General features: G+C 61.9%; 14 protein-coding genes, 2 tRNA genes and 1 pseudogene. 9 read left to right on the top strand and 8 right to left on the bottom strand.

Annotated elements, in window-relative coordinates:
* The 4 genes from NF876_RS42880 to NF876_RS42865 all read right to left on the bottom strand — a co-directional run.
* Positions 1 to 320 (bottom strand): response regulator transcription factor (locus tag NF876_RS42880; RefSeq protein ID WP_262273693.1); only part of this gene is annotated, 320 nt, incomplete at its 3' end.
* A complete protein-coding gene (locus NF876_RS42875; RefSeq protein WP_262265915.1) occupies positions 317 to 1,870 on the bottom strand; it encodes a sensor histidine kinase in 1,554 nt (517 codons plus the stop codon). The genes NF876_RS42875 and NF876_RS42880, both read right to left, overlap by 4 nt.
* Before the next feature lie 418 nt (positions 1,871 to 2,288).
* Complete coding sequence (locus NF876_RS42870) at positions 2,289 to 2,450, bottom strand: hypothetical protein (RefSeq protein ID WP_262265914.1); 162 nt, start codon at positions 2,448 to 2,450, stop codon at positions 2,289 to 2,291.
* 81 nt (positions 2,451 to 2,531) lie between these two features.
* Positions 2,532 to 2,684, bottom strand: a complete 153-nt coding sequence (locus NF876_RS42865; protein ID WP_262265913.1) for a hypothetical protein — start codon at positions 2,682 to 2,684, stop codon at positions 2,532 to 2,534.
* 310 nt (positions 2,685 to 2,994) lie between these two features.
* On the opposite strand from NF876_RS42865, the gene NF876_RS42860 reads away from it, so the two are divergent.
* The gene (locus NF876_RS42860; protein WP_262265912.1) at positions 2,995 to 3,192 is read left to right on the top strand and encodes a hypothetical protein; all 198 of its coding nucleotides are present in this window, start codon (positions 2,995 to 2,997) and stop codon (positions 3,190 to 3,192) included.
* Between the two features lie 386 nt (positions 3,193 to 3,578).
* Here the strand turns inward: NF876_RS42860 and NF876_RS42855 are convergent, their stop codons facing one another.
* On the bottom strand, positions 3,579 to 3,758 hold the full coding sequence (locus NF876_RS42855) for a hypothetical protein (RefSeq protein WP_262265911.1): 180 nt from the start codon (positions 3,756 to 3,758) through the stop codon (positions 3,579 to 3,581).
* A gap of 264 nt (positions 3,759 to 4,022) precedes the next feature.
* Between NF876_RS42855 and NF876_RS42850 the strand changes: the two genes are divergently transcribed.
* From NF876_RS42850 to NF876_RS42835, 4 genes are all read left to right on the top strand, one after another.
* Positions 4,023 to 4,256, top strand: a complete 234-nt coding sequence (locus NF876_RS42850) for a hypothetical protein (RefSeq protein ID WP_262273692.1) — start codon at positions 4,023 to 4,025, stop codon at positions 4,254 to 4,256.
* A gap of 125 nt (positions 4,257 to 4,381) precedes the next feature.
* On the top strand, positions 4,382 to 4,540 hold the full coding sequence (locus tag NF876_RS42845; protein WP_262265910.1) for a hypothetical protein: 159 nt from the start codon (positions 4,382 to 4,384) through the stop codon (positions 4,538 to 4,540).
* 80 nt (positions 4,541 to 4,620) lie between these two features.
* Positions 4,621 to 4,702 (top strand) — tRNA-Leu (locus NF876_RS42840).
* A gap of 120 nt (positions 4,703 to 4,822) precedes the next feature.
* Positions 4,823 to 4,906, top strand: a tRNA-Leu gene (locus tag NF876_RS42835).
* 187 nt (positions 4,907 to 5,093) lie between these two features.
* On the opposite strand, the gene NF876_RS42830 is transcribed toward NF876_RS42835, so the two are convergent.
* The 3 genes and pseudogenes from NF876_RS42830 to NF876_RS42820 all read right to left on the bottom strand — a co-directional run bounded on the left by NF876_RS42830 (position 5,094) and on the right by NF876_RS42820 (position 7,070).
* Positions 5,094 to 5,234 carry a hypothetical protein gene (locus NF876_RS42830; protein WP_262265909.1) on the bottom strand — a complete coding sequence of 47 codons (141 nt, stop codon included), beginning with the start codon at positions 5,232 to 5,234 and terminating at the stop codon, positions 5,094 to 5,096.
* A gap of 287 nt (positions 5,235 to 5,521) precedes the next feature.
* Positions 5,522 to 5,599, bottom strand: a pseudogene (locus NF876_RS42825) (cold-shock protein); the annotation flags it as partial.
* A gap of 196 nt (positions 5,600 to 5,795) precedes the next feature.
* Positions 5,796 to 7,070, bottom strand: a complete 1,275-nt coding sequence (locus tag NF876_RS42820; RefSeq protein WP_262273691.1) for a type IV secretory system conjugative DNA transfer family protein — start codon at positions 7,068 to 7,070, stop codon at positions 5,796 to 5,798.
* A 473-nt stretch (positions 7,071 to 7,543) separates the two neighbouring features.
* Between NF876_RS42820 and NF876_RS42815 the strand changes: the two genes are divergently transcribed.
* From NF876_RS42815 to NF876_RS43295, 4 genes are all read left to right on the top strand, one after another.
* Positions 7,544 to 8,320: a hypothetical protein gene (locus NF876_RS42815; protein ID WP_262265907.1), complete on the top strand. Its 777-nt coding sequence runs from the start codon at positions 7,544 to 7,546 to the stop codon at positions 8,318 to 8,320.
* A 75-nt stretch (positions 8,321 to 8,395) separates the two neighbouring features.
* The gene (locus NF876_RS42810) at positions 8,396 to 8,830 is read left to right on the top strand and encodes a hypothetical protein (RefSeq protein WP_210804802.1); all 435 of its coding nucleotides are present in this window, start codon (positions 8,396 to 8,398) and stop codon (positions 8,828 to 8,830) included.
* Between the two features lie 222 nt (positions 8,831 to 9,052).
* Complete coding sequence (locus NF876_RS42805; protein WP_262265906.1) at positions 9,053 to 9,748, top strand: response regulator transcription factor; 696 nt, start codon at positions 9,053 to 9,055, stop codon at positions 9,746 to 9,748.
* A gap of 176 nt (positions 9,749 to 9,924) precedes the next feature.
* On the top strand, positions 9,925 to 10,395 hold the full coding sequence (locus tag NF876_RS43295; RefSeq protein WP_315974880.1) for an HU family DNA-binding protein: 471 nt from the start codon (positions 9,925 to 9,927) through the stop codon (positions 10,393 to 10,395).
* The last annotated feature ends 124 nt before the right edge of the window (positions 10,396 to 10,519 follow it).

Genomic DNA, 10,519 nt, shown 5'->3' with positions numbered 1-10,519 from the left:
ACCGGTTTTGTCAGGAAGTCGACGGCGCCGCCCTTGAAGGCGCGCCGGCAGGCATTGACGTCCCCATGGCCGGTGATCACCACCACCGGCATGCGCTCGCCCTCGGTAGCGAGCCGCTCCAGGAGTTGAAGGCCTGAGAGGCCGGGCATCCGCACGTCGACGACGATGCATCCTTCCGCCTTCTGGTCTCGCCGCTCCAGAAAGGCGAGGGCGCTTGGAAAGGCCTCGACCGCAAACCCAGCTGCTCGCAGGAGCATCCGGAGCGCGTCGCGAACGTCATCATCATCGTCGATGAGGAACACGGTGCGGGGCAGATTCACTCAGCAGCCTCCTTCCAACGGCCGCCGAGCAGTGGCAGGCGGATCGTGAACACGGCACCACCCTCCGGCGCACTCGCCGCCATGATCTGCCCGCCGAAGCCCTCGACGATACGCTCGCAAAGCGAAAGGCCGAGGCCCATGCCATCGGGCTTGGTGGTGAAGAACGGCTCAAACAGGCGCGGCAGGTCCACGGCAGGGATCCCGGGACCCAAATCCCGGACCACAATCGCGGCCGCGTCCCTGTCAGCGGTTGTTGTGACGCTTACCGTCCGCCGCTCCTGCGGCAGGGCCTCGACGGCGTCTGCGGCGTTGCGCACGAGATTATGCACGACCTGCTCGACAGACACTCGGTCGACCACGCAGACAGGGTCGCTCGGGTCAAGACCGAGTTCCAGAGCGATGCCGCGGCGCTCCAGATCGCCCTGCATCAGCTCCGCAACGTTGCTGATCAGGCGGTTGACGCTCGTGGGTTCGGGGGCGGGCCCGCTGTTCGACACGTAGGCGCGCAAGCGCGCAAGGATGTCGCCGACCCGCTTGGCGAGGCGAACGTTCGCGTCGAGCACGCCGATGATTTCACCCCAGTCGGGGGAGGGGGAACGGGCGAGGCGAAGGCCCGCCTGGCTGCGGCTGAGGATGGCGGTCAGGGGCTGGGTGAGCTCGTGGGCGATGCCGGAAGCCATCTCGCCTAGGGTGTTGACCCGCATGGCATGCGCGAGCTTGGCCTGGTGTTCGTGAAAGCTCGCCCGCTCGCGCGCCTCGCGGGCCGACCGGCGCTCGCGCAGCACGAAACCTGCGAGAAGCACCCCAATCCCGGTGATGGCCGTCACAAGCGCAACAGCCAGGGGCGGCAGGAGTTCGCCGAGTCCGGGCTGCCGGGCCACCCGCAGGAGGAGTGGCTGGCTCCGGCTGCCGAGTGTTTTTTCAAAGACGAGGTTCGGGAGGAGCCCACCGGATGAAATTGGCTCTTCCGCCTGCGCGAGATAGCGCCCCGATGGGTCGCGCAGGACAAGGTTGGTCCCCGCCGGCAGGTCGCCCTCGGGCTCCATCAACCGCCGTGCATCGACTGTCATGACCAGAACACCAGCCTGAGCCGTCGTCTCAGGGAGGCGTTTGACCAGGTGATAGGCTTCGACGCCGTTCGGCTCGGCCATTACGACCGCTTGTCCAGCGGAGAGCTTGGCGGCGGTCGCCGCAAACTCGCTCATTCCGGGAGGCCCGGGCTGCCCCCTGCGGGTGGTGAACACCAGCTCTGGAGCAGGCCCGACACTGAGGACATCGATGGCGGTGATCCGGGGATAGAAGCGCAGGATGGCCTCGGCAAGAGCGCCCAAGGTCATGATCGAGCGGTCGGGGCTGGCCAGCACGGCGGCAAGGCTCGTCAGGTGCGCGTCATGCTGATCTGCCCGTTGTGAGACTACACGGTGCAGGGTGCGCGCCTCTCCCTCGAAGCCATCGCCGACGCGGACGAAGTTGACGGACGCGACGGCGACCGCTGCGATGATCGTCAGCGCGAGCCAGGCACCGAGAGCTCCTGCGGCACGACTATTCATGGGCGGGAAACAGGGTAAGCATTGTCACGAGACTAGCGTCGCATTGGTCGCCCGTCGACTGCCCGGCGTGGCTGTTTCAAGGATGGATGCTGGCTTGGGCAGGCTCAATGCGCACGAAACCAATCTATCCTACGGCTGATTCGCCGTGCGCGGACGCCCGTTCCTGAAGCCTCGGAGCGATCTGCCGTTCCGCCATGTCCTGCGCACTGTGTTTGACAGCTTGTCCGGGAACTGCTTTGCCAGCCCTTGACCCTTGAGAGGTACCTGGCGGCCACGCATCTCCAGATATCCGCCGACGGTCTGTCGGAAGGCTTGGTCGACACGACGCTCCGGGGATGGGACTTCAAAGGGAGGTCGCGGCCACGATCCCGAATTACCGGGTGATCCCTTGGGTTCTCCGGCGATCCGATCTGATCACTCATTGTGCCGACAGCATTGACTTGCTGCTCGATGAGAACAGCGGGATCAGTCTGATCGAGGCGCCTGTTGCCCTTCCCTCGATGCCGATCTCCTTGATCGCGCACAGGCAGACGGCAACCGACCCCGCAACGACCTGGCTCAAGCGCTTGATCGAGGACATCTACGCGGATCGGCAGGTCCGCAAGGACGCCGCCCGTGCGGGCAGGCCTCAGGCCACCCGCTCTCAAGAGAGGGAGCGGTATCAAACATAGGCCCGCATGAAGAACACGATCGTGGTGCCGGCGGCCAGCAACAGCGTCCCGGCCCGAACAATCGTAGATGGCAGGATCCGCCCGATATGGGCGCCGTACCACCCGCCTGCGATGGCACCGAGCCCCACCAGAAGGCAGGCCATCCATGCAACAGCGCCGTCGGGAACGCGCTTGCTGCTACGGAAAATTTACCCTGGGTGCTTCAAGATACCTGAGCCAGGCGTGTTGCGTATCAGCCCGAAAGAGGCGGGGTTGTTTCGTCCTCCGCATGCGCCCTGGCTGAGGGTTCACGACTCCCCTTGGCCAGGGCCTCAGGCGCTCTCAGCCGGAGGTCGGCAAGACCCCTCGGTGAGGGCGCTTTCTCACACGGATATGAGGTGAAACGCGCTCAGCTATTGCTACTCGCCTCTTGCTCCCCATATGGCCCTGCTTTCACCAGGTGTCTGATTGCTCATGATATCGGTCGCAGAGTACCGGCTCCACGCCGCGGAATGCCGCAAGCTCGCCCGGCAGCTGCCTGTGGGCCTCCAGCGCGAGAAGCTTCTTGGGATTGCCGAGCACTGGGATGGGCTCGCACAGGCCCGCGACGCCCAACTGCGCAGGAGGTTAGACGCTGAGGCGGGTAAGCCGCCACCGAACGAGGAAACTTGAGGCTGGCGGCTCTAGGCCGGGGCCTCTATGGACAGAGGCAACCATTCGCACCTGATCCCTGGAGGGAGCGACTCCTCGACGATTAGCTTCGACTGTAGAAGCGCAGCATCTGCTCATAGGTCTCCATGACCTAGCGGCCAGCCTCTTTCCTCGCCGGCTCTCGCCCCGAGTGCGGGAAGGGGTTCCCGGGGCCTGCAAAAAGGCATCGAGTGAAAACGAGAAGGAGAGCAGCGCGAATGTCCATGCGGATCATGTAGGGCACTCACACAAGAAACCCCGCTCGGGGTAGAGCCGAACGGGGTCTCATCTGGAGTTGCAACGCGGGGTGTTGCAGCATGGCTCCCGTATAGTACCAGGGAGTAAAGAGGTCGTTGCCCCTGCTGTCTTTATTGAGCCATGGCATTGCTGGTGGCTGCATGAGTTGGGTAGCCTTCCCGCAGCAGGATCCGCATGGCCTTCAGTTCGTCCTTGGGCGGGTTCTCTTGTGCCTCGAGGGCGCGGATTGCCATGAAGAGGGCGAGGGCGTTTATCCAGGCTTCACGAGGGCGGATGAGGCTGCATGTCATGCGGCGGCCCGCCTGATCGCGGGGCCGGCCGGAACCACGGTTCCACAAGGTTGATCAAGGGCTCCTCGCACCCGTTGGGCTCAAGGTCGCCGTTGTCCCCCGGGTCTGCATCCCCGTCGATTGCATCGAGGATGTCTATGGCTTGCTGGATCAGGCGCTCGGCATAGAAGCGCCACTTCCTGTAGTGTCTCCGTAGCGGTTATTTATAGTTCTCGCCCTATCTGGAGAATAGGGCAGTCTCTGAGCTCCACGAGGAGTTTATGCATGCGCGCTTTGACAATTGCCATCACCCTTGGATTGGTGGCTATGCCTCAGATAACCTACGCCAAAGAGAGAAAGCCCCTGCGGCAGACACCGACTGCATCGACCTCTAAGGTCGACACAGCCGAAGGAACGGATGCTCTCGTCAAAGCTGCCCGCGAAAGGGACGAGGCACGGCAACGTGCTTGGGATCAGAAGACGAAAAACATCACACGTGGGATCTGCACCGGATGCTGAGCCTTAGGTCCTGTTTGGACTATTTCGGTCCGTTTCACCACACCCCGCCGGCCGTTGAGGCTGGCGGACATGCGGCTACGCTTTGAGGCCGGCTATGTCTGAACGAGCCTACATGGAGACAGGAGATGGATCAGACGCGAAGGGTTGCCGACGCGGTCCTTGCCGAGTTGGAGACGCGGCAAGGCTTCCGTGAGTGGTGGGTCAGTATCGATCCGGAGACGCAGAACCAAATCCTGGAAGCGGTTGGAACCGCTGCTATCGAGGCTGTCGAGAACAGCGAATAGAGACGGCGAGCATTATAGGTCGCATGAAGCCATCCCCCTGCAGTTGATCCATGCCACGGCAGATCCTACAGAGAGCCTGCGCGGACGTGGCGAAACTGGTAGACGCAAGGGACTTAAAATCCCTCGGGCTTGCCCGTGCGGGTTCGATCCCCGCCGTCCGCACGATTCTCATCCTGGTGAAGTCCAGGTAGGAGGATCTCGTGGAGCCTATAGCTCAATGGTGAGAACCGGCCGCTCCTAACGGTCTGGTTGGGGGTTCAAGTTCCTCCAAGCCCACCACCTGCGGGCGTGGCGGAATTGGGAGACGCACTGGATTTAGGTTCCAGCGGCGCAAGCTGTGGGGGTCGAGTCCCTCTGCCCGCCCCATCTATCTGCCCGTCTGCTTAAAGAGTGGCACCGGCCAGCGAGATCTCCTGCAAAGGCCGCTCGCATCGACTCAGGAAACCAGAGTGCTGACCGGTGCCGCGGCCTCGGGAGCGGGATCATTGCGAGATGACACCGGGCGAAGCCGAAGCGACAAACTTGCTTGGGATTGTGACGGTTTGGCGGCCATCTACTGCGTCGCGATCATCAGGGCCCATCCAAAGAGGGCAAGGCCGCCGATCAGGCCAGCCCATTCGATCGAGCGCGCGAATGGAAGGCCAAATGGATCAGGAGCTTGGGCCTCGGCGTACATGTCAGGGCGCTGCTTCATGACCTTCACTGGTGGCTCACATACGGACAGCGTTGAACGCCATAGCCAGAAGTCCAACGGCACAGGCCAGTGCAAGCAGATTGCACAGGTGCAGCGCCAGATAATGAGCAGGATGGGTCTCGGTCTGGTTCATCGCCCGGCTTTTAACCAAACGATCCTAAGCTGAGCAATTATTCTTTTTGGTGAATGCCTTGCGAGGTTGGCCGCTGAGGGCTTGGTACCTCAAACCATCAGCAATCCCCCGGAGCAGAACCAACGCAAAGAGAGCCAGCCTGTCTCTCCAGGGCGTCCTTGCCGCCATTGCCGGGCTGGATGAATCCATAACCCTTCGTCTCGTTGAACCATTTCACAGTGCCAGTCGCCATTATCGTCTCTTACCCTCTTCGTCGGCGCGCATGGTCCCCACGACCTATTTTGCTCAGCCGCACCCTCCCAGCGGATAGAGGCGAGTTGTGGGATCTCAGCTTGGTAAGCACCATGGGGAAAATGCCTTCAGGTGCCAGAAGCCTTGTTGCAGACTGCGCCAGAGAGGTCAGATGCGGAAATCTCTGGCGCGGTACTCTAAAGATCTCTGGGGGCGGGCAGGAGGAAGGATCCCATTGCCTGGGATGGCCGCAGGATCGGCTTGTCAGGTCCTTTGACCACGAATCGGGTGGCGGCTGGATCGAAGTCGAGTTCCAGGTCCATCGCGGCCTTGAGAGCTTCAGCGTTGGCTGGTCCATAGAGCCGGTCAAGAGACGCCGCATCGTCAGCGGAAACGAGGATTGAAAGATCCGTCTTCTTGGCGGCTGCGGTTAGCGCTGTCATTCCCGAGATTGGCTCGGCCTGATCGGTGTTTGTGAAGATGAACACGGCTGACCGCTGTGGCTTGTCGGTCGCCTGGTCGCTGCGGCCGTGGATCGCTTCGTCAATGATCTGCTGCCACAGAAGACGTGTCAGGAGATTGTAGGCCGCGGCATGCTGGCCGTGTCGGGTCGGGCAGCACACATAAACGGTTGCCGGGCCGCTGATCTCGACCCCCTCAGAGGTACTGATGTTTCGGTGGGCCGCCCACTGGCCGCGCGGATCGCCGCAAGCCCAGGACGTCTCGGGAGTATGAAAGGGCACCAGCCGTTGCACGATCGCGTCATGAATTACCCGACGGCGCTCATCGGAAAGAGCCGCGTAGGCGCGCAACTCGAACAGTGCTCTCGGGCTCCCGGAGTTGTCGGCGGCGGCAACATAATCAGCAGCTTGATCGTCAAGACGGTGCTCGATGAGGACCGTGCACAGCCCCATCAAGGTCGGCTCGGCCAGACGCAGTCCGCCGTTCGCGACCTGAGCGGTGGCGAGCTCCAGCAGGCCCCAAAGAGCGGAGATCGCTTCCTGCTCGATGGTGTCGTTGCCATCGTTCATTTTGATCTCTGGAATCCGATCGTATCGTTCTGCCCATTGGGTGATGAACGTTTCCGCGACATTGCGCAGGCGACGGGAGCGAGTTTCCGGATCGGTGCCCAGATTGATGTCAGCGAGTGGATTGTAGGAGCTCCCATTGTGCCACCGAATGCGTGAGACGGGTCCCAGTTTGGCCCGGGTAGCAGCGGTGAGGTCGTAAACCTCTCCGGTCGGGTCGTCGACGATGTAGCTCGCCGATGTGCCCCGCAGAAGGGTCGGGACGATCACCCTTTCCACCCGCTGGCGCGAGCTGGCTCCGAGGAGGAGGGTATTGGCGTTTCGGGTCGTGCCGTGAGGAACGCCCCGGCGGTCCTCCCCGAGCATGAGGATCGCACCGTGGGGAGCGATGATGGCATCTTTAGAGAGCCCAAGTCCAAAGAGTTTTTTGAGAAGGTCTTTCACGTGGTCTGATCCGTTCGGGTGGACAGGAAAGAGAAAGCGACTGAGAAGTTCGAAATCCTGTTACGCAGGAGAGGAACGCACAGGTCCACGTTTTGCAGAACTTTGCGGCAGGTTTTCGCAGGCAGGCGAGAACAACGACAGGCTCGGCGCCCATTGCCGGGGTACGCCATCCCCGCCCGCACACGGAATCTGCGACACAGCCCCTGACGACGGCGGTCGCGAGCAGGCCAAGGCCGCTCAGATCGCCTGATATGAAAGACGCTCCTGATGCTCGGGTCCTCATCGGGACAAAAACGCTCGGACTGATCCAAGCCCACGGCAGGACTTCCGGACGTCTTGCATCCCTTCGCGGCCGAAGGGGCGTCGCGGCTATCGCCGCCAGATACCATGGGCGGACCGGCCTGAAATCGTCACATTCGTACGCGACGTCGGAGGTGACGCTTCGTTAACCATCAGCTCGCCCAAGGCCACCAATGCTCAGACCTCTTGTTGCCCTTGCCTTCGTGCTCGCGCCCCCAGCCCTCGCCCAGACCTATGATCGTGCGGACATCATCCGCGGCCTCTGCCGCCCTGATGGCTGCGACGAGTTCGCCATCCTGTCGGCTTCTCCTCTGACCAGGACAGGGGAGGGCACACTCATGCAGACCCGGGTGAAAACCTTCCATGCCAGCTCAAGCGGACGCAGGGAACTCAGTGAGGAGAACGGGTATGTGTACTGCTCGCGAACCAAGCCGGCGATTGTGGCCGAGAAGAACGGACGTACCATGGCGTTCTATCTCGCGCCGTTCGCCACGAAGGAGAGCCGTGAGACCATCCGCCAGAACGCCAACTTCCATGCCCTGTACTTTAGCATCTGCCATGGCCTGGAAGCGGGCCGGGCGGCGGGCCGGAGCCTGCAGGGTGTCGCCCAGGAGCTCGGCTACAGGGTTGCTCTGCCCCAGTCGCAGTCTGTGGCCCTGAGCCGAGTCGAGGACATCCTGCCGCCTGAGAACCGGCGCTCAGCCGAGGCGAGGAATGACAGGCACTCGGCGCCGCCAGCGAGCTCGCCGCCTGCCGTGGCTCAGCGGGACTGGGCTATCGACGGGCCGGCTGGCGAATTCGGAGGATACCGTGAGGCGATGCCACCCCGTCCGCTGCCTGATAATGTGGAGCGGGAGGAGGGGCTGCTGGCTGGTCCGCGCCGCCTGACCAACCGCGCCTTTGATGCCCTTGATGAGGTCGGCGACTGGATGCTCGGACGGCGATACTGATCCGAAGGCAGAAGTGCTATGTGTCATGGCGCCAGCGTAAGCTGTCCCCAATAATCTTGGGACAAGAAGTAGCCCATGAGCCCGTCGTCACAATGGACCCTGTTCCTCGCCCGCCCTGGACGAGAGCGGCAGCACGTCATCCGGGATCCTCAGGGCGAGCCCCGGCTCATCTTCGGCGAAGACGATGGCACACGGATCAACGATCGTCTGGCGAGATATCTTGTCGAGAGCCTGAATGCGGGTCTCGTTGTTGACTACCCGAACCTGGACGAGGGCTGGTTCCTGGACAGCCAGCAAGACGGCGACGAGCAGAATTCGGCCATTCTCATTTGCGACCCCGATTTCCAGAGCCGGCTTGAGATCCTCGACACAGAGAGCCCCGAGGATGATCGGGCGCTGGGCCGAAAGGTTGTGGCCCTGATCAATACCTACTTCACCCAAAACGAAGTTCCACTGCCAAGCGCTGCCTCCGTTGGCGCTTCACCAGAGAGGCAGCAGACCGGCTCCTAACGACGAACCATCGAGAAGAGAAAATCCTCCCGGTCAGGTCCACGACCAGCGCCTGCTAAGAACTTCTTGTCGAAATTACGCCTAGCGAAATTACTTATCGGGCTAAGTCTCCCTGCACTCGGAACAAGGTCAGCGCCGTGAAAGCGTCACCGTGCCTCCGGCGTTAACTCCTCGTTGAGCATACTTCCCTCACATTGTCCGAGGTTTCTGGGAGGTGGTGAGATGCGGGTGCTGCTGATCGAGGATGACATCTCTGTCGCTCAAAGCATTGAACTCATGCTCCAGCGCCTCAATGTCCAGATCTCCGTCGCCGATCTGGGCGAGCACGGCATCGATCTCGGCCGGCTCCCCGATTACGACATCATCCTGCTCGATCTCAATCTCCCGGACATGTCAGGCTATGATGTCCTGCAACAGCTGCGGCTTGCCAAGGTGAGCACGCCTGTCCTGATCCTCTCAGGCCTGGACGGCATCCAGAACAAGGTCAGAGGCCTCGGCTACGGCGCCGATGATTACCTCACAAAGCCATTTCATAAGGATGAACTCATCGCCCGCATGCAGGCCATCATCCGCCGCTCGTCTGATCAGACCGAGGCCGTCCTTCAATGCGGCGATCTGACGATCAACCCCCGAGTTCAACAGGCTGAGATCGCAGGCCGCCGGGTGAACCTGACGGGCACGGAGTACAAGATCCTGGCGTTTCTGGCTCAGCGCCAGGGGAACACGCTGACCAAAGAGATGCTCCTCAATCATCTGTATAGCGGGATGGATGAACCGGAGATCAAGATCATCGACGTGTTCATCTGCAAGCTGCGCAGGAAGCTCGCCGAGGCTTCAGGGGGCAGGGACTACATCGAGACGGTCTGGGGCCGCGGCTACATGCTGCGGGAGCCGCCGCTCGTCAAGTTGGCAAGCTAAGTCTCAGGCCCACTTGCGCCATCAGTCATAGGATCCTGTGCTGCCCCGAGATCCTGTGAATTCGTTCCGTCATGGTTATTGAGGCTGCGGCCTTCTGGTGTTTTCAATCTTGGGTGGCAAACCCTTTGCCCATCGACTGACTGACAGATTGCCCGCGCATCAGAAGGATCTCACCCATGGCGAAAGCTGCAACCAAGACGACAGCCAAGAAGGCGCCGGCCCGCAAAGCGGCCGCATCGCAAGCAGAACCGACTAAGACGGCCAGAACTGCCGACGCCGGAGCCAAGAGGTCTACGAAGGCCGCAGCACCGAAGACGTCAGCCAAAGCAGCCCGCAAGGGTGCAAAGAAATCCACTGGCACCTCGGCTGGCGCGATCCTCACCCTGCGCCACATCGCCGAGCAGTTGTCGGAAGTGCACGAGCTTCCCAAGCGCCAAGCCAATGAAATCCTGACCCAGGTCATCGAGATGATCGCCAAGAGCTTGAAGAAGGGCGACAAGATCCGCCTGAGCGGCCTCGGCATCCTCCAGGTGCGCAAGCGCGCCGCTCGCACGGGCCGCAATCCGCAGACTGGCGAGCCCATCAAGATCAAGGCCTCCAAGAAGATCGCCTTCCGGCCCACGAAGGAGCTTAAGGAGGCGGTCTAGCCGTTAGCTGTAACCGGATGGCTGAAGCGACACCCACCCCGCCGGCACGCTGGCGGGGTGGGCCTGTTGTTGCGTCCGCTCAGGAAAGATGCTGAGCGAAGTGCTTGTTCATCTCGAACATGCT

Source organism: Microvirga yunnanensis (genome assembly GCF_025460875.1).
Note: the sequence above shows the minus strand (reverse complement) of the source record. Positions and strands in the feature narration are given on the sequence as shown.

Bases quoted from the DNA above. Each gene is read 5' to 3' on its own strand.
- NF876_RS42875 (WP_262265915.1), bottom strand. From the start codon at position 1,870: ATGAATAGTCGTGCCGCAGGAGCTCTCGGTGCCTGGCTCGCGCTGACG.
- NF876_RS42870 (WP_262265914.1), bottom strand. From the start codon at position 2,450: ATGTCCTCGATCAAGCGCTTGAGCCAGGTCGTTGCGGGGTCGGTTGCC.
- NF876_RS42865 (WP_262265913.1), bottom strand. From the start codon at position 2,684: ATGGCCTGCCTTCTGGTGGGGCTCGGTGCCATCGCAGGCGGGTGGTAC.
- NF876_RS42860 (WP_262265912.1), top strand. From the start codon at position 2,995: ATGATATCGGTCGCAGAGTACCGGCTCCACGCCGCGGAATGCCGCAAG.
- NF876_RS42855 (WP_262265911.1), bottom strand. From the start codon at position 3,758: ATGACATGCAGCCTCATCCGCCCTCGTGAAGCCTGGATAAACGCCCTC.
- NF876_RS42850 (WP_262273692.1), top strand. From the start codon at position 4,023: ATGCGCGCTTTGACAATTGCCATCACCCTTGGATTGGTGGCTATGCCT.
- NF876_RS42845 (WP_262265910.1), top strand. From the start codon at position 4,382: ATGGATCAGACGCGAAGGGTTGCCGACGCGGTCCTTGCCGAGTTGGAG.
- NF876_RS42830 (WP_262265909.1), bottom strand. From the start codon at position 5,234: ATGAAGCAGCGCCCTGACATGTACGCCGAGGCCCAAGCTCCTGATCCA.
- NF876_RS42815 (WP_262265907.1), top strand. From the start codon at position 7,544: ATGCTCAGACCTCTTGTTGCCCTTGCCTTCGTGCTCGCGCCCCCAGCC.
- NF876_RS42810 (WP_210804802.1), top strand. From the start codon at position 8,396: ATGAGCCCGTCGTCACAATGGACCCTGTTCCTCGCCCGCCCTGGACGA.
- NF876_RS42805 (WP_262265906.1), top strand. From the start codon at position 9,053: ATGCGGGTGCTGCTGATCGAGGATGACATCTCTGTCGCTCAAAGCATT.
- NF876_RS43295 (WP_315974880.1), top strand. From the start codon at position 9,925: ATGGCGAAAGCTGCAACCAAGACGACAGCCAAGAAGGCGCCGGCCCGC.